This is a genomic window from Amycolatopsis sp. A1MSW2902 (assembly GCF_017312175.1).
Taxonomy (GTDB): domain Bacteria; phylum Actinomycetota; class Actinomycetes; order Mycobacteriales; family Pseudonocardiaceae; genus Amycolatopsis; species Amycolatopsis nivea.
The window spans coordinates 997,393-1,013,754 of record NZ_QJPO01000001.1; the positions used below are offsets into that span (position 1 = coordinate 997,393).

Consider the following 16,362-nt stretch of genomic DNA (forward strand, 5'->3'; position numbering starts at 1 on the left):
CGGAAGTGGCCCCGAGCAGGCCAGCTTTAGCCGATAACACGTTGCATGTGAGGTGGCATGTCGGACGAGTACGACGTGGTGGTGGCCGGCAGCGGCGCCGCCGGGATGACCGCCGCGCTCGCCGCCGCCCATCGCGGGCTTTCCGTGGTGGTGCTGGAAAAGGCAGCCTGCTTCGGCGGCTCGACCGCCCGCTCCGGCGGGGGCGTCTGGCTGCCCGGCAACCACGCGCTGCGGGCCGCGGGCATCGAAGAACCACCCGAACGCGCGAGGCAGTACCTGGAGTCGATCGTCGGCGACGTCGTTCCGGAGCACCTGCGCACGACCTTCCTCGACCACGGCCCCGAGGTGCTCGAGTTCGTCACCCGGAACACTCCGCTGGAGTTCAAGTGGGTGCCCGGGTACAGCGATTACCACCCGGAGGCGCCCGGCGGTCGCCCCGGCGGCCGGTCGGTCGAGCCGAAGCCGCTCGACGGCAAACTGCTCGGCAGCGACCTGGCTCAGCTCGAACCGCCGTACAGCGCGCCGCCGCTCGGCGTGCCGATCACCCAGTCGGACTACCGCTGGCTGAGCCTGATCGCCCGGCATCCGCGCGGCTTCGCCCGGATGCTGTCGCTCGGGATGAAATGGCTGGTCGGACGCGTCCGCGGGCAGCAGCCGCTGTCCATGGGGCAAGCGCTTGCGGCCGGGTTGCGGAAAGGCCTGCGGGACGCGGGCGTCGAGGTTCTGCTGGACACGCCGCTGGTCGATCTGCAGGTGGAGAAAGACGTCGTCACCGGCATCGTGGCCCGGCGCGACGGCGAGGAGAAGCTGTTCCGCGCGCGGCGCGGTGTGGTGCTGGCCTGCGGCGGCTTCGAGCACAACGAAGAGATGCGCATCAAGTACCAGCGCGCGCCGATCGGCACCGAATGGACCGTGGGCGCGGAGGCGAACACCGGCGACGGCATCAACGCCGGGCTCAAGCTCGGCGCGGCGACCGACCTGATGGACGACGCCTGGTGGGGCCCGTCCTTCCCGCTCACCGGCGGCCCGTGGTTCGCGCTCGCCGAGCGCTCGCGGCCCGGCTGCCTGATGGTCGACGCCGCCGGTACCCGGTTCGTGAACGAATCCGCGCCGTATGTCGAGGCCGTGCACGCGATGTACGGCGACGGCGACGGCCCGGGCAAGCACGTCCCCGCGTGGCTGGTGTTCGACCAGCGCTACCGCGACCGCTACCTGTTCACCGGCCTCGGCCCGCGGCAGCCGCTGCCCGGGCGCTGGTACAAGGCCGGGATCGTGGCGAAGTCCGCGACGCTGGCCGGGCTCGCCGAGAAGATCGACGTGCCCGCCGACGCGCTGGAGCAGACCGTCACGCGGTTCAACGGCTTCGCGCGCAAGGGCGTCGACGAAGACTTCCAGCGCGGGCTCAGCGCCTACGACCACTACTACGGCGACCCGCGCAACCGCCCCAACCCGAGCCTCGGCGAACTCGCCAAGGCCCCGTACTACGCGGTCCGCGTGGTGCCCGGCGACCTGGGCACCAAGGGCGGGCTGCGGATTGACGAGAACGCCCGCGTCCTGCGCGAGGACGGCACGGTCGTGCCCGGCCTCTACGCGGCGGGCAACACCAGCGCGCCGGTGATGGGCCGGACCTACGCCGGGCCGGGCGCGACTATCGGCCCCGCGATGGTGTTCGGCTACCTTGCGGCACAGGCGCTGGCGAACGAAGATCAGACCGGCACGGGAGGCAGGCAGTGACGCCGAAGACCGATGGATCCGAGATCCGCACGATCGACGCCGGGGCGCCCCCGGCGCGGTACGCCCGCGGCTGGCACTGCCTCGGGCTCGCCGAGCACTTCCGCGACGGCAAGCCGCACGCGGTGCAGGCGTTCGGCACGAAGCTCGTCGTGTTCGCGGACACCGCGGGCAAGCTGAACGTGCTCGACGGGTACTGCCGGCACATGGGCGGCGACCTCACCCAGGGTTCGGTGAAGGGCGACGAGATCGCCTGCCCGTTCCACGACTGGCGGTGGGGCGGCAACGGCAAGTGCAAGTCGATCCCCTACGCCAAGCGGGTCCCGCTGCGGGCGCGCACCCGGGCGTGGCAGGTGCTGGAGGAGAACAAGCAGCTGTTCGTCTGGCACGACCCGGAGGGCAACCCGCCGCCGGAGAACGTCGTGATCCCGCGCGTCGAGGGCGCGTTCAGCGACGAGTGGAGCAACTGGACCTGGGACTCGATCCTCATCGAGAACGCCAACTGCCGCGAGATCATCGACAACGTGGTGGACATGGCGCACTTCTTCTACATCCACTACGCCTTCCCCACGTATTTCAAGAACGTGTTCGAGGGCCACATCGCCACCCAGTACCTCAACACCAAGGGCCGCCCGGACATGGGCATGGCGTCCAATTACGGCGGCGAGGAAAACCTGCTGCGCTCGGAGGCGTCGTACTTCGGCCCCTCCTACATGATCAACTGGCTGGTGAACTCCTTCCAGGGCTTCGAAATCGAGAACGTGCTGATCAACTGCCACTATCCGGTTTCGCCGACGTCGTTCGTGCTGCAGTGGGGCATCATGGTCAAGAAGATGCCCGGCATTTCCGACGAGCACGCGGACAAGATCGCGCAGAAGCTCGCGAAGGGCATCGGCGTCGGCTTCCTGCAGGACGTGGAGATCTGGAAGAACAAGACCAAGATCGACAATCCGCTGCTGTGCGAGGAGGACGGCCCGGTCTACCAGCTGCGCCGCTGGTACGACCAGTTCTACGTGGACGCCGCCGACGTCACCGAGGACATGACGCGCCGGTTCGAGTTCGAAGTGGACACCACGAAGGCGAACGAGGTGTGGGCGGCCGAGGTGCAGGAGAACCTGGCGCGCCAGCGCGCGGAGGCCGAGGCGGAGGAGGCTGGGGTGTGACGGCCGAAGCGACCGAATTCCTCACCTCCGGGCTGCGGCCGCACGAGTGCCGCAGCTGCGGAACCTGTGTGCTGGTCAAGAAAAACAGCCTGAAGCACACCAGCATCCAGTGGACCACCGACGCCTCGACCAGCTGTCCGGTGTTCGCCGCGCACGCCGCTTCCGGCGGCACCACCGCGTTGCTGGACACCTGTGAGAAACTCGCGGACAGCATCGACAGCGCGGTGCGCGACGGCGATTTCGGGCCGGTGCGCAATGGCTGAGGTCGTCACACTCACCGTCGCCGAGGTGATCGAGGAAACCGCGGACGCCCGGTCCATTGTGTTCACCGTCCCGGACGAGCATCTGGAGCGGTTCGCGTACTCCCCCGGGCAATTCCTCACGCTGCGGATTCCCAGCGACCGAACGGGTTCGGTCGCGCGGTGCTATTCGCTTTCGAGCGCGCCGCACGAGGGCCGGGTGCAGGTCACGGTCAAGCGGACTGCCGACGGGTACGGCTCGAATTGGGTTTGCGACGAGCTGCGGGCGGGCGCGACGATCGACGTGCTGCGGCCGTCCGGCGTGTTCTGCCCGTCCTCCTTGGACTCCGATTTCCTGTTGTTCGCCGCGGGCAGCGGGATCACGCCGGTGATGTCGATTCTCAAGTCCGCGCTGGAAAAGGGCGCCGGACAGGTGGTGCTGGTCTACGCGAACCGCGACGAGCAGTCGGTGATTTTCGCCGCCGAACTGCGCGAACTGGCCGAGCGGTTCGGCGATCGGCTCACCGTGGTGCATTGGCTGGAAAGCTTGCAGGGCTTGCCGACCGTCACCGCATTGCGGGCGCTTGCCAAGCCTTACGTGGGGCACGAAGCGTTCCTCTGCGGACCAGCGCCGTTCATGGCCGCCGCACAGGACGCGTTGCGCGAACTCGGCGCGCCGCGGGAACGCGTGCACGTGGAGAAGTTCCACTCGCTCACCGGGAATCCGTTCGCGGACGAACCCGAACCCGAGGAGGACACCGGCGGCGAGACGACCGCGCTAACCGTCGACCTCGACGGCGAGACCCGGCAGCTGTCCTGGCCTCGGCAGCGGAAGCTGCTCGACCACCTGCTCGCCGAGGGCCTCGACGCGCCGTACTCCTGCCGCGAAGGACAGTGCAGCGCGTGCGCGTGCCGCATCGTCTCCGGCGAGGTGAAAATGCTGAACAACGAGGTGCTGGACGCCGAGGACATCGCCGACGGGATCGTGCTGGCCTGCCAGTCGGTACCGTTGACCGACGAGGTGTCCGTCAGCTACGAGTGAGTGGAGAGCCCGTGCCCATCGACCCCGCGGTCGCGATCGGAGCCGATCTCGGCGAGGTCAATTTCGCCTGGACGCCGTCCGACGTGCTGCTGTACCACCTGGCCGTCGGCGCGGGTGCGGACCCGGTGGACGAGCGCGAACTGCGCTACACCTACGAGCGCGACCTGCGCGTGCTGCCGACCTTCGCCACTGTCGCCGCGAACCTCCGCACCTTCGAACCGCCCGCGCTCAAGTTCCCCGGCGTCGACGTCGACCTGGCGAAAGTGCTGCACGGCAAGCAGGAGATCGAACTGCACCGGCCGATCCCGGTCGAGGGCAAGGCGGTCGCGCGGACCCGGATCGCCGACGTCTTCGACAAGGGCAAGGCCGCGGTGCTGGTGCAGGAGACCGAGGTCGCCGACGAGTCCGGCACTCCACTGTGGACAGCCCGGTCCAGCATCTTCGCCCGCGGCGAGGGCGGCTTCGGCGGCGAACGCGGGCCGTCGGACAAGATCGAGTGGCCCGACCGCGAACCGGACGCCGTGCTCGACGTGCCGACGCTGCCGCAGCAGGCGCTGTTGTACCGGCTGTGCGGCGACCGCAACCCGCTGCACGCCGACCCCGCGTTCGCCAAGGCCGCCGGGTTCGACCGGCCGATCCTGCACGGGCTGTGCACGTACGGCGTGGTCGCGAAGGCCGTGGTCGACGCGTTCCTCGACGGCGACCCCGAGCGCGTCTCGGCATTCGGGACGAAGTTCGCCGGCGTCGTCTTCCCCGGCGAAAACCTGCGCGTGCGCGTGTGGCGCGAAACCGGACGTCTGCTGGTCACGACCACCGCGCCGGAGCGCGACGACGCGCCTGTGCTGGCCGACACAGTGCTGCGTTCCCGCTGAGCGTCGGGACCGTTATACGGTTGTCCCATGGCGGACGAGCGAGACGGCACCTTCTTCGTGGTGCGCGGGCCAGTCGAGCCGGGCGACAAGCGCGGCCGTGAGCTGGGCTTCCCCACCGCGAACATCGCGCTGCGCGACCAGCGCGGCGAACTCGGCGACGGGGTGTGGGCCGGCTGGGCGGAACGCGCGGACGGCACGCGCGTGGCCGCCGCGGTGTCCGTGGGCCGCCGCCCGACCTACTACGGAGCCGACGGCTACCGCCTGGTCGAGGCCTTCCTGCTCGACTTCGAGGGCGACCTGTACGGCGAACGCCTCACCGTCTGGCTCGGCAAGCACCTGCGGGACCAGGAGGCTTACGGCTCCGCGCAGGAACTGATCGACGCGCTGGGTCGTGACGTCGCCGCGGCTCGCGAGTGGGTCGCCGCGCATCCGGCCGATACGCTGCCGACGCTGGCCGAGCTGCCGCCGGACGGGGAAGTCCAGCGGCTCGGCTGAGAGTTACAAGGCCGGGCTGAGTCAGACGCCAGCGAGCAGCATGACGCCCATGCCCGCGCCCATCGCCGCCCGGCACAGCGTGCGCGACGCGTGCCCCGGCGCCGCCGTGCCGCGCGACCGCAGCGCCACCACGCCCGAGCGCGCCGCGTCGAGCGCGAAGTAGACCGCAGCCACCAGCGCGACCACCGGCCATGCCAGCCTGGTGTCCATTGTGGACATCGTGAGCCACGGCCCGTGCACCATCCCGCCGTGCGGCATCGCCGTGACCATGTACAGCATCGCCGCCGCCGACAGTGCGTGGTGCGCGCAGCCGTGCCCCTCGGCCCGGCCTCGCCAGGCGGAGACGGCGAACCAGCCCGCGGTCAGCACCAGCACGGCCTGCCAGCCCGCGGCCGGGATCGGACCGCCGACCGGCGACAGCATCGCGACCATCGCCACCACCAGCAGCAGTTCGGCGAGGTCCCCGTTGCGCACCCGGTGGCCGAGGCTGACGTAATCGAGTCTCACCAGCCGCAGCACGCACGGCAGTGCCAGCAACGCGAACAGCACGGTGAACAGCCACGCCAGCGGCACAGTCACCTCGGCACCTCACTCTTCGGACACGCTGCGTCACACGGTCCTCACTACCGTGACACGCGTGAGAAGGAGGCACCAGCCAGCAATGAGGTGATCCGCGTTGACCCACAAGGGTTATGCGCGCACCGGCAAGCCCAGGTCAGGGGGTTGTCAACACCAGCCCGCTCGTCGGGACGCCAGTCCCCGCCGTGACCACCGCCGTACCGGCGCCGGAGACCTGGTTGGCCGCCGTTCCGCGCAACTGCCGGACCGCCTCCGCGATGCCGTTCATGCCGTGGATGTACGCCTCGCCGAGCTGGCCGCCGTGCGGGTTGAGCGGCAGTTTCCCGTCGAGGGTCAGCGTGTCGCCCGCGATGAAGTCCTTCGCCTCGCCGCGACCGCAGAAACCCAGCTCTTCAAGCTGCATCAGCACGTACGGGGTGAAGTGGTCGTACAGCACCGCGACGTCCACATCGGACGGTCCGATCCCGGATTGCGCCCACAGCTGCCGTCCGACCACGCCCATTTCCGGCAGCGCGGCGAGATCGTCGCGGTAGTAGCTGGTCATCACGTACTGGTCCGGCCCGCTCCCCTGCGCCGCCGCCGAGACCACCACCGGCGCCTGCCGCAGGTCACGCGCACGCTCGAGACTGGTGATCACGAGCGCGACGCCGCCGTCGCTTTCCTGGCAGCAATCGAGCAGGTGCAACGGTTCCGCGACCCAGCGCGAGGCTTGGTGCTCCTCCAGCGTGATCGGCCTTCCGTGGAACCAGGCGTTCGGATTGGTCGCCGCGTGCGCCCGGTCGATGACCGCGATCTTGCCGAAATCCTCGCTGGTGGCCCCGTATTCGTGCAGATACCGCTGGGCGACCATGGCCACCGTGGCGGCCGGGGTCGCGATGCCCATCGGATAGTGGAACGCGTTGTCCACCCCGGACGTGTTCACTTGCTGGGCCGCGGCCGCCGACACGCGCCCGAACCGCATTCCGGACCGCTCGTTGAACGCCCGGTACGCCACCACGACGTCGGCGATCCCGCTGGCGACCGCCATCGCCGCCTGCTGCACGGTCGCCGCCGCCGCGCCGCCGCCGTAATGCACGCGGCTGAAGAACGTCAGCTCCGGGATGCCCAGTTCGCGGGCGAGCGCGATTTCCGCGTTGCCGTCCATGGTGAACGACACCATGCCGTCCACATCGGACGGTTCCAGCCCGGCGTCCGCCAGCGCGTGGCTGACACATTCGGCGGCCAGCCGCAGTTCGCTGCGTCCGGAATCCTTGGAGAACTCCGTCGCGCCGATCCCGGCGATGGCGGTGGTCCCGGTGAACGTCATGCGTCCTCCTCCGGCAGCGTCAGCGAAACCGTGCCGGTCACGTGCGCACCTAGACTGTCCACAGCGGACACTTCGAGCTCCGCCTCGTTGCCGTCGCGGGCGGTGACCCGGCCGGAGAAAGTGAGCGTGTCCCCGGCATAGCAGGGCACGCCGAGCCGGATCTTGATCGAGCGGATGAGCGCCTGCGGACCGGCCCACTCGCTCACGTATCGCTGCACCAAGCCGGTGTCGGTCAGGATGTTGAGGAAGATGTCCTTCGATCCGCGTGCCACGGCGGCGTCGCGATCATGGTGCACGTCCTGGAAATCCCGGGTCGCCAGCGCGGTGCTGATGACGAACGTCGGCGTCGCTTCGAGCACCATCGGCGGCAGTTCGGTCCCGACCGCGGCAGTCATCGCGCCACCTTCCACGCGGGCAGGGTCAATTCGTCGTCGACGCGCACGAACGCGGCGACGACCGGGAGTCCGATGCGGACCTCGTCCGGATCGGCGTCCAGCAGTTCGGCCATCACCCGCACGCCTTCCTCCAGTTCGACGAGCGCGACCACGAACGGCAGCCGCTTGCCCGGCACCGCCGGATGGTGGTGCACGACGAAGCTGTAAACGGTTCCGCGTCCGCTCGCGACGACGTAGTCCGGCACCGCGTCGAGCGATCCGTCCGGCGGCATCGGGCCGGGCGGATGCCGCAGGACCTCGCCCCACCGCTGGATGCGCAGTTCGCCTTCACGGAGACCGTCCCAGAAGAACTTCGTGTCGTGGCTGATCACCGGCCGCAGCACCGGCGACGGCGGCGGTTCCGGTTCGCGCGGGCGGAACTTCAGCACGCGGAACACCATGTCCGCCACCAGTTCCCCGTCGACGTACCAGTTCGTCCGGGTGGTCACGAACCAGCCCTCGCCGAGCCCGGTGCGCTTCGGGCCGGTGACGTCCTCCAGCGTGTTCGTGGTCGAAACGTGCTCGCCGGGCCGCAGATAGCGGTGGTAGGTCTGCTCGGAGTTGGTGGCCACAATGGACGTGTACCCCGCGTCGTCGAGCACCTTGAGGATCAACCCGAGCGGGTCGTCGTCCCCGCGCACGCCGTGCAGCCCCGGCATCGTCCACACCTGCGCCATCGCCGGCGGCGCAACGAGTCCCTTGTGGACACTCGTTTCGGCGAAGTCCGCGTCGGTGTAGACCGGGTTGGCGTCGCCGATCGCCTCGACCCAGTTGTGCACCATCGCCTGGTTCACCGGATCGCGCGCGTACCTCGGCGCGCTTTCGCCCTGTGCGGCGATTTTCGCGGCGGCTTCCTCGATCGTCATCGCGGCACCCTCGGCAGTTTCAGTCCGGCGGAGGCGATCAGTTCGCGCTGGATCTCGCTGACGCCTCCGCCGAACGTCAGCACCAGGTTCCGTTTCGCCAGCACGTCGAGCCATTCGGCGAGTTCCGCGGTGTCCGGGTCGGCGAGATCGCCGTGCCGCCCGACCAGTTCCTCCAGCAGCCTCCCGATCCGCTGGATTCGCTCGGAGGCGAACACCTTCGTCGCCGAAGCGTCGGCGATCTCGACCGACCCGTGCGCCGCTGCCGCCGCGACCTGCCAGTTCAGCAGTTCGTTGACCCGCGCGACCGCGAACGTCTCGGCCAGCACCGCGCGCACGTCCGGAAGGTCGAGCAACGCCGCGCCGTCCGGGGTCCGGCGCGCCGCCGCCCACGCCCACACGCGGTCGTGCAGACCGCCGATGCGCCCGGCCGGGCCGAGCATCACGCGCTCGTGGTTGAGCTGCGTGGTGATCAGCCGCCAGCCGCGGTTTTCCTCTCCCACCAGCATGTTCGCCGGCACCCGGACGTCCTCGTAGAACGTCGCGTTGACGTGGTGCGCGCCGTCGCAGGTGATGATCGGCGTCCACGAATAGCCGGGATCGCGGGTGTCCACGATGAGGATCGAGATGCCCTTGTGCTTCGGCGCGTCCGGATCCGTGCGCACGGCGAGCCACACGTAGTCCGCGTCGTGGCCGCCGGTGGTGAAGATTTTCTGGCCGTTGATCACGTAATCGTCGCCGTCGCGGACCGCGCGCGTGCGCAGCGACGCGAGGTCCGTCCCGGCTTCCGGTTCGGTGTACCCGATGGCGAAATGCACTTCCCCAGCGAGGATTTTCGGCAGGAACAAGGCTTTCTGTTCCTCGGTGCCGAACGCCTGCAGCGTGGGCCCGACCGTCTGCAGCGTCACCGACGGCAACTGGACGTCCGCACGGGCTGCTTCGTCGACGAAGATGTGCTGCTCGATCTCGCCGAAACCGCCGCCGCCGTACTCCTTGGGCCAGCCGACGCCGAGCTTCCCGTCGCGGCCCATCCGGCGCACGACGTCGCGGTACACCTGCCCGTGCCGCTCCCGCAGCAACGCGCGGCGCTCGTCGGCGGTCAGCAGGCCCGCGAAGTACTCGCGCAGCTGCGCCCGCAGTTCTTGTTGCGCGGCCGTCAGTTCGATGTGCATGCTCATCCCGTCACTCGTTCACCCAGCCGGCCGAGCCGGTGCGCCGCTCCCCCGACCGCACGGCCGAGGTCCTTCACCGCCGACGAATACCGATGCAGCGGATAAGTGCGGTCGACGCCGACGCCGCCGTGCAAGTGATGACAGATCGCCAGCGCGGACGGCGCTTCCTCGGTCAGCCAGTACGCCGCGATGTCCAGCTCGGTGTCCGCGTCCAATCCGGCCGCCAGCCGCCACACCGCCGACACCGCGGCCAGATGCACGGTGCGGGAAGCGACGTAGACGTCCGCAATTTGCTGTGCCACCGCTTGGAAAGTCGCCAGTGGACGGCCGAATTGCGTGCGCTCGCCGACGTGCTGGGCAGTTAACGCCAGCGCTCCGGCAAGGAGTCCGTCGCCCAGCGCGAGCGCTCCTGCCAACGCGTAGCGGTGCAGCGTCTGCAGCGCATGCCCTGCCGTGCGGTCACGCAAGAAATCCGCTTCGCTCACCCGCGCGCCGTCGAAGCGCACGGTGTACTCCGGCGTGCCAGTCGCGTTGTACGCAGGCAGGACTTCGACCCCGTCGGCGCGCGGATCCACCAGCGCGACGCCGGTGCCTCCCGGCAACGCGATCGGCGTGAGAATCCGCTCCGCCTCCGCGGCGTACGGCACGTGCGTCTTGACGCCGGTCACCGCCCACGCGCCGTCCGCCGCCGCACCGCTGGTCCCGGGGATGGAGGTCAGCGGTGCGGACGGCTCGTGCAAGGCAGCAGTGAGAATGGTCTCCCCCGCCGCCGCGGGCGGCAGGAACGCAGCGCGCTGCGCCGGGGTGCCGAGCGCCTCGATCGGCAGGATCCCGAGCGCCAGCACGGCGTACGCGGGCACCGCCACCGCGGCCCGGCCCACCTCGGTGAGCACGGGGGCCACGTGGTCGACGCCGAGCCCGTCACCCCCGAGATCGGCGGGCAGGGGCAGCGCGAGCAGGCCCGCGTCGGCCAGCGCTCGCCACTGGTCCGCGGGCTCGTCGGCCTTCCCGAGCACTTGCGCGGCGAGCGAGGTGATCTCGCTCTGCGTATCGTCGGGGGTGAAGTCCACTCCGGTCTCCCTCCACCTAGGTGGAACACGTTCTATTTTTAGCCGGAATGGGCTGGCTCGGCAACCCCCGGGACCGGGGCCCGAGCGGTGGATCGACCGCGAAGCGGAGAGGGGCGGCACGCCGACGTGGGTGCGGAACAAGTTCTCAAATCAGCGCTGGGCGACGTCGGCTGGCAAGCAACGCGGAAACTCGCGACCATCCCGCCCACCGCGGGCGTGCCCGACCCGAAGCCGCTGTCCCTGCCCGGCCGCGGCCAAACCGTCGTGGTCGACGTCGGCCCCCGGCACGCGCCTGCGGTGCTCCTGCTGCACTCGGTCGCCTGCACCGGGCTGCTCACCTGGTACCCCGTGCTGAAGCGGCTGTCGGCGAACCACCGGGTGGTGGTGTTCGACCAGCGCTGGCACGGCCAGGGCATCCGCTCGCACGACTTCAGCCTCGAGGACTGCGCGGACGACGTGGTCGCGGTCGCGGACGCGCTGGGCATCGACGAGTTCATGGTCGCGGGCTACTCGATGGGCGGCATGGTGGGCCAGCTGACCGCCCACCGCTATCCCGACCGCGTCACCGGCCTCGTCCTGTGCTCGACAGCGAGCAACTTCCGCCGCGGCGTCCGGCAACGCGTGGCGCTCGACCTGTTCGGCCGCACCCTGCACCTGCTGCGCGACCAGGCCCGCATCGGCCTCGTCCCCGGCGAACCCCGCCGCGAACGCCTCGCCCGGCTGGAGGACCACCGGTGGGCGCTGGAGGAATTCCGCTCGACGAGCCCCTGGGCGATCGCGGTCGCGCTGGACGAGATCGGCCGCTTCGACTCGACGCCGTGGCTGCACACCCTGACCCTGCCGACGGCGGTCGTGGTGACCTCGCGGGACGGGTTCATCGCGCCCACGCATCAGCGGAGCCTGGCGCGCAGGATTCCCGGGGCGGCGACGTACGAGATCCCGGCGGGGCATACCGCGTGCGTCTTCGCGGCGGACCAGTTCGTGGCGGCGTTGATGGCGGCGTGCACCTCGGTGCAGGCGGCGATCGGCGGACAGGAACGGGCGGCGGAGATCGCGGACTCGGCCTAGGAGTTCCCGCGCCTGCCGCGGCGGCGCGCCCGCGTGCGCCGGGCCAGTGTCTTGCTGCCGTTGAAGAAGTCGTTGAGCCGGTCGAGTCCCCAGATGGCCCGGAGGACGAACGGCTGCATCAGCAGCGCCATCGACGGCGGGTACTTCGTGGCGTCCGACCAGATGCCGGCGAGGTCTTCGGACATCTCGCCGTCGACGATGTAGTCGGCGATCTGACGGGCCACGTACGGCACCTGGCAGAGGCCGTGGCCGTTGCAGGCCATCGAGTAGAAGACGTTGTCGCCCACCTGCCCGGCGATCGACAGCCAGTCCGGGCTGATGCCGATCCACCCGCCCCAGGCCCGCTCGATCGCCACGTCGGACAGCGACGGGAACCGGCGGGCCAGGTCCTTCCCCATGTCCTGCACGACGCGGGGGTCCGGGACCCGGTCGGGGAGCGGGTAGGACTGGCCTCGCTGCGCTTGGCGGACCCCGCAGACGATGGTGTTGCGCTCGGTGAGCCGATAATGGGTCATCAGCTGGTGCTGGGTGATGATGCCGGACCGGCTGGTCCAGTCCAGCTCGGCGAGCCGCTCCGGCGCGATGGGTTCCGACTCGGTCTCGATGACGTACAGCGGGGTCGCGAGGTGCTTGGGAGTGATGTCCCACTCGCCGCCGTAGACGCTGGTCGCGAGCACTACCTTGTTGGCCCGCACGGTGCCGTGCGGTGTCGTGATCTCGACGACGCGGCCGGTCCGCCGGACGTCGCTCACCCGCGACTGCTCGAAGACCTTGGCCGAGGAAGCGAGCAGCGCGCGGCGCACCCCGCGGGCGAGCTTGCCCGGGTTCAGCATCCCGCCGATGGATTCCCGCATCCCGCCCACGAAGCCGGCGGGGAGGCCGAGTTCCTCCCGGCTGCCGACGGTCCCCTGCCCGCCGAAGGCGCGCAGGACCGCCGCCTGAGTGCGCACCCGGAGCATCATGAGGGGTGAGACCGCACCCCACACCAGGCCGTTCGGCACGTAGTCGCAGTCGATGGCGTGCGTCTTGATGAGGTCTTCCACGTAGTGGCCCGCGTGCTCGGCCAGCTTGACCATGACCGGCATCTTCTTCGGGGACTGGACGCTGAGCATCCGCAGGTCACCGCCCGGTGCACCGGCGATCTGACCGCCGTTGCGCGAGGCGGAGCCGTAGCCGCAGAACTCGGCCTCCAGCAGGACCACGTCCTGGTCGCGCTCCGCGAGGCGCAGCGCGGCCGCCATGCCGCCCATGCCGCCGCCGACGACCGCGATGTCGCAGGTGAGATCACCGTCCAGCGCGGGCCGCACGTCGTCCGGCCGGTCGATCCAGCCGCTGAAGTTGCTGTATTTCGTGCCGTCGGTCCTCATGCTGTCCCGATTTCCTTCTGGGGGCCTGTGCCGCTTCGTGCTCCGAGCCAAGGCGTGGGCGGTTGCCTCGCGCCTCATTGTCGGCAGCCCCGGGCGCGGCGAAAACGACACTGCGCACCGGCTTCCGCTAGGCGCAGTGCACTGTGCACTCATCGCCTACCCGCGAAACTGCGGTCCTAGGTGTCCACAGTGGACTACGCACGACGGCGGACACCGTCGTGCGAAAGCGTCGGCATTCCGCCTCGCGATCAGACCGGCGCGGCCTTGCTCAGCTCGTCCATCGCCTCCGGCAACGCGTCCGCCAGCGGCCACAGATCCTTCACCAATTCCTTGGCCCCCAGCAACCCGACACCGACCTTGCCGTCGTTCGACAGCACCGTGATGTTGAGCCCCGCCCCGTGGAACACCGGCCCCAGCGGGTACAGCCCGGTGATCCGCGCGCCCAGCAAATACAGCGGCATCGGCGGCCCGGGCACATTCGAGATGATCAGGTTGTGCACCACCGGATGCCGTTCGGCCAGCCGCAGCGCCGAATACGCGCGCACGCCCAGCCCGAACACCGTCGCCGGGGAGAACTGGGCCCAGTCGGCGAGCATGTCGGCGTCGATGTCGTAATGGTGGTCCTTCGCCCGCCGGTTCGCCTCGGCCAGGAAGAACACGCGCGCCGCCGGGTCGGGCAAATGCGTGGGCAGCGAAGCGAAAAAGGCCGAAACCCGGTTGCTGCCGCGATCGCGTTCCGTGCGTTCGTGCACCGACACCGGAACCGTCGCCACCAGCGGGTCGCCCGGCAGTTCGCCGCGGCCGAGCAGGAATTGCCGCAGGGCACCGGAAACCAGCGCCAGCACCACGTCGTTCACGGTGACGCCGAAAGCGTCCTTCACCTGCTTCACCGCGTCGAGGTCCAGCTGCGCGAAGGCGACCGAACGGTGGCCGGTGATGGTGCCGTTCAGCGAGGTCCGCGGCGCGGTGAAAGGCACCGGCATTCCCTTGCCGCGCACAGTTTTCATCGCCCACTTCGGCACCAGTCCCAGCAGCTCCGGCAGCAGCCGGGCGATCTCGAACGGCCGGTGCAGCAGTGAATCGGCGCTCTCGCGCAGCAGCCGCAACCGGGTGGGGAGACCGTCGTTCTCGCGCTCGCCGTCGGGCAGCTCCGGCAGCGGCGCGTCGGGTTCGAGACCGGCGAGGTAGCCGATCAGGCTGGCCCCGCCGACGCCGTCGACGCTCGCGTGGTGCATTTTCAGCAGCACCGCCAGCCGTCCGTCCGACAGGCCCTCGATCACGTAGCACTGCCACAGCGGATGCGCGCGGTCGAGCCGCTGCCCGGCGATGTGCGCGCACATCTCGGCGAGCTCGCGGTCGTCGCCCGGCGCGGGCAGGCCGATGCGGTGCACGTGGTTGTCGAGGTCGAAATCCTCGTCCTCGACCCACACCGGATGGTTCAGGTTCCAGAGCGGATTGTGGAGTTTGCGGCGGAACGCCGGGATCACCGCGACGCGTTCGGCGAGGCGGCGCTTGAACTCGGGGAACGCGTAGCCGCCGGGCATGGTCGAACCGTCGAGGGTGAGCAGGCCGCAGACGTGCAGGACCTGCGAGGGCGTCTCCAGGTAGAGGAAGCTCGCGTCCAGCCCGCTCAGTCGCTGCATGTCTTCCAGCGTAAGGCAGAACCCTGGCGACGGCGCTCGGCGGAGGTAGCATCGGGCAGGTGAAACCGGACTTCGTGACCCGCCGGGCGGCGCAGCTCGGTCTCGCCGCACTCGCCCTGCGGCCGCCGAAACCGCGGCCGACCTCGATCCCGGTGTTCTTCGCCGGCTGGCTCACCGGCGAACTCGCGCCGCACCTGCTCGCGCTCACCGCGGCCGACACCGTGCAGCACGTCGCGCGCCACGGGGTCCGCCGCCCGAGCGACCGGATCGGGCTGGCGCTGGCCGGGCTGTCCGCGGCCGGTTTCGCGTCGCTCATCGGGACCTCGCTGAAGGCGCGCCTCGAGGTCGAGGCCGCGCTCGTCGAAGCACTCGGCGAGGACTACCGGGACAGCCTGGAGAACCCCTCGGACTTCTCGACGCCGTGGGGACGCCTGCTGATGCCGTTCCGGATGCACGAACCGGACGTCGTGCGCGACCGGAACGTCGCGTACGCCCCTGGCGGCAAACGGTTCCTGCTGGACGTCTACCGTCCGCGCGAAACCGTCCGCGACGCCCCGGTGCTGCTGCAGATCCACGGCGGCGCGTGGACCATCGGCAACAAGGAACAACAGGGCCTGCCGCTGATGCGCCACCTCGCCCGCCGCGGCTGGGTCTGCGTCGCGATCAACTACCCGCTCTCCCCCGCCTCGCGCTGGCCGGCGCACATCGTGGCGGCCAAGCAAGCGCTCGCCTGGATCCGCGAACACATCGCCGAGTACGGCGGCGACCCGCGCTTCGTCGCGGTGACCGGCGGTTCGGCGGGCGGGCACCTGGCCGCACTGCTCGCGCTGACCCAGAACGACCCGGCGCTGCAGCCCGGGTTCGAGGAGGCGGACACGAGCGTGCAGGCCTGCGTGCCGCACTACGGCGTGTACGACATCGCCGCGTCGACCGGCGAGGAGGAAAGCCGGTACCGCCTGGAAAGCCTGATGGCGCGCCGGGTGTTCGCCCCGGAACACCGGCTGGACGACTACCTCGCCGCGTCCCCGATGGACCGGATCGCCGAGGACGCGCCACCGTTCTTCGTGATCCACGGCAAGCACGATTCACTCGTCCCGGTCGCGGAGGCGCGGGAGTTCGTCGCCCGGTTGCGCGCGAAATCCGCCCATCCGGTGGCGTATGCGGAACTCGCCGGGGCACAGCACGCGTTCGACGTCTTCCCGTCAATCCGCAGCGCCCACGTGGTGCGCGGGGTCGAACACTTCCTCGACTGGGCCCGCGCTCAGGCGTTGGCCCCGGTCAACGAGAAAAACTCCTGACGCGACCGGGCATCCTCACG

The 16,362-nt window shown here is 70.0% G+C and carries 16 protein-coding genes; 8 read left to right on the plus strand and 8 right to left on the minus strand.

Translation table 11 applies throughout. From position 1 onward, the window contains the following. The first annotated feature begins 57 nt into the window (after positions 1-57). From kstD to DMP23_RS04690, 6 genes are read left to right on the plus strand one after another with little or no spacing between them, the layout of a single operon-like run. Positions 58-1,734, plus strand: coding sequence for a 3-oxosteroid 1-dehydrogenase (gene kstD / locus DMP23_RS04665; RefSeq protein ID WP_337820269.1), 1,677 nt, complete (start codon positions 58-60; stop codon positions 1,732-1,734). Next, positions 1,731-2,894 (plus strand): Rieske 2Fe-2S domain-containing protein, encoded by a 1,164-nt coding sequence (locus tag DMP23_RS04670; RefSeq protein WP_037809958.1) that lies wholly within the window; start codon positions 1,731-1,733, stop codon positions 2,892-2,894. Before kstD ends, DMP23_RS04670 begins: the two co-directional genes overlap by 4 nt. After that, positions 2,891-3,157: a hypothetical protein gene (locus DMP23_RS04675; protein ID WP_037809957.1), complete on the plus strand. Its 267-nt coding sequence runs from the start codon at positions 2,891-2,893 to the stop codon at positions 3,155-3,157. The genes DMP23_RS04670 and DMP23_RS04675 overlap by 4 nt, the downstream gene beginning before the upstream one ends. Next, entirely contained in the window at positions 3,150-4,175 is a 1,026-nt protein-coding gene (locus DMP23_RS04680) for a ferredoxin--NADP reductase (RefSeq protein ID WP_337820270.1), read from the plus strand. The genes DMP23_RS04675 and DMP23_RS04680 overlap by 8 nt, the downstream gene beginning before the upstream one ends. An 11-nt stretch (positions 4,176-4,186) precedes the next feature. Continuing rightward, entirely contained in the window at positions 4,187-5,047 is an 861-nt protein-coding gene (locus tag DMP23_RS04685) for a MaoC/PaaZ C-terminal domain-containing protein (protein WP_037809953.1), read from the plus strand. A 27-nt stretch (positions 5,048-5,074) separates the two neighbouring features. Then, positions 5,075-5,542 (plus strand): riboflavin kinase, encoded by a 468-nt coding sequence (locus DMP23_RS04690; RefSeq protein ID WP_336161713.1) that lies wholly within the window; start codon positions 5,075-5,077, stop codon positions 5,540-5,542. A gap of 21 nt (positions 5,543-5,563) precedes the next feature. Here the strand turns inward: DMP23_RS04690 and DMP23_RS04695 are convergent, their stop codons facing one another. From DMP23_RS04695 to DMP23_RS04720, 6 genes are all read right to left on the minus strand, one after another. Continuing rightward, positions 5,564-6,121, minus strand: coding sequence for a DUF5134 domain-containing protein (locus DMP23_RS04695; RefSeq protein ID WP_337820271.1), 558 nt, complete (start codon positions 6,119-6,121; stop codon positions 5,564-5,566). 136 nt (positions 6,122-6,257) lie between these two features. Continuing rightward, positions 6,258-7,427, minus strand: coding sequence for a lipid-transfer protein (locus DMP23_RS04700; RefSeq protein ID WP_337820272.1), 1,170 nt, complete (start codon positions 7,425-7,427; stop codon positions 6,258-6,260). Continuing rightward, positions 7,424-7,822 carry a MaoC family dehydratase gene (locus tag DMP23_RS04705; protein WP_337820273.1) on the minus strand — a complete coding sequence of 133 codons (399 nt, stop codon included), beginning with the start codon at positions 7,820-7,822 and terminating at the stop codon, positions 7,424-7,426. Before DMP23_RS04705 ends, DMP23_RS04700 begins: the two co-directional genes overlap by 4 nt. Then, a complete protein-coding gene (locus DMP23_RS04710) occupies positions 7,819-8,727 on the minus strand; it encodes a bifunctional MaoC family dehydratase N-terminal/OB-fold nucleic acid binding domain-containing protein (RefSeq protein ID WP_337820274.1) in 909 nt (302 codons plus the stop codon). The genes DMP23_RS04705 and DMP23_RS04710 overlap by 4 nt, the downstream gene beginning before the upstream one ends. Beyond that, positions 8,724-9,896 carry an acyl-CoA dehydrogenase family protein gene (locus DMP23_RS04715; protein ID WP_134668234.1) on the minus strand — a complete coding sequence of 391 codons (1,173 nt, stop codon included), beginning with the start codon at positions 9,894-9,896 and terminating at the stop codon, positions 8,724-8,726. The genes DMP23_RS04710 and DMP23_RS04715 overlap by 4 nt, the downstream gene beginning before the upstream one ends. A gap of 2 nt (positions 9,897-9,898) precedes the next feature. Further along, on the minus strand, positions 9,899-10,966 hold the full coding sequence (locus tag DMP23_RS04720; RefSeq protein ID WP_337820275.1) for an acyl-CoA dehydrogenase family protein: 1,068 nt from the start codon (positions 10,964-10,966) through the stop codon (positions 9,899-9,901). A gap of 126 nt (positions 10,967-11,092) precedes the next feature. Between DMP23_RS04720 and DMP23_RS04725 the strand changes: the two genes are divergently transcribed. After that, positions 11,093-12,034, plus strand: coding sequence for an alpha/beta fold hydrolase (locus tag DMP23_RS04725; protein WP_337820276.1), 942 nt, complete (start codon positions 11,093-11,095; stop codon positions 12,032-12,034). Here DMP23_RS04725 and DMP23_RS04730 read toward each other — a convergent pair. Together DMP23_RS04730 and DMP23_RS04735 are read right to left on the minus strand one after the other, a co-directional pair. Then, entirely contained in the window at positions 12,031-13,401 is a 1,371-nt protein-coding gene (locus tag DMP23_RS04730) for an NAD(P)/FAD-dependent oxidoreductase (RefSeq protein ID WP_337820277.1), read from the minus strand. The genes DMP23_RS04725 and DMP23_RS04730 overlap by 4 nt on opposite strands. 248 nt (positions 13,402-13,649) lie before the next feature. Next, positions 13,650-15,044: a WS/DGAT/MGAT family O-acyltransferase gene (locus tag DMP23_RS04735; RefSeq protein WP_037809934.1), complete on the minus strand. Its 1,395-nt coding sequence runs from the start codon at positions 15,042-15,044 to the stop codon at positions 13,650-13,652. A gap of 59 nt (positions 15,045-15,103) precedes the next feature. On the opposite strand from DMP23_RS04735, the gene DMP23_RS04740 reads away from it, so the two are divergent. After that, positions 15,104-16,342, plus strand: a complete 1,239-nt coding sequence (locus tag DMP23_RS04740) for an alpha/beta hydrolase (RefSeq protein ID WP_337820278.1) — start codon at positions 15,104-15,106, stop codon at positions 16,340-16,342. The last annotated feature ends 20 nt before the right edge of the window (positions 16,343-16,362 follow it).

Excerpts from the sequence above, each read along its gene's own strand:
- kstD (WP_337820269.1), top strand. The coding sequence starts at position 58 with ATGTCGGACGAGTACGACGTGGTGGTGGCCGGCAGCGGCGCCGCCGGG.
- DMP23_RS04680 (WP_337820270.1), top strand. The coding sequence starts at position 3,150 with ATGGCTGAGGTCGTCACACTCACCGTCGCCGAGGTGATCGAGGAAACC.
- DMP23_RS04690 (WP_336161713.1), top strand. The coding sequence starts at position 5,075 with ATGGCGGACGAGCGAGACGGCACCTTCTTCGTGGTGCGCGGGCCAGTC.
- DMP23_RS04700 (WP_337820272.1), bottom strand. The coding sequence starts at position 7,427 with ATGACGTTCACCGGGACCACCGCCATCGCCGGGATCGGCGCGACGGAG.
- DMP23_RS04705 (WP_337820273.1), bottom strand. The coding sequence starts at position 7,822 with ATGACTGCCGCGGTCGGGACCGAACTGCCGCCGATGGTGCTCGAAGCG.
- DMP23_RS04710 (WP_337820274.1), bottom strand. The coding sequence starts at position 8,727 with ATGACGATCGAGGAAGCCGCCGCGAAAATCGCCGCACAGGGCGAAAGC.
- DMP23_RS04715 (WP_134668234.1), bottom strand. The coding sequence starts at position 9,896 with ATGCACATCGAACTGACGGCCGCGCAACAAGAACTGCGGGCGCAGCTG.
- DMP23_RS04730 (WP_337820277.1), bottom strand. The coding sequence starts at position 13,401 with ATGAGGACCGACGGCACGAAATACAGCAACTTCAGCGGCTGGATCGAC.
- DMP23_RS04735 (WP_037809934.1), bottom strand. The coding sequence starts at position 15,044 with ATGCAGCGACTGAGCGGGCTGGACGCGAGCTTCCTCTACCTGGAGACG.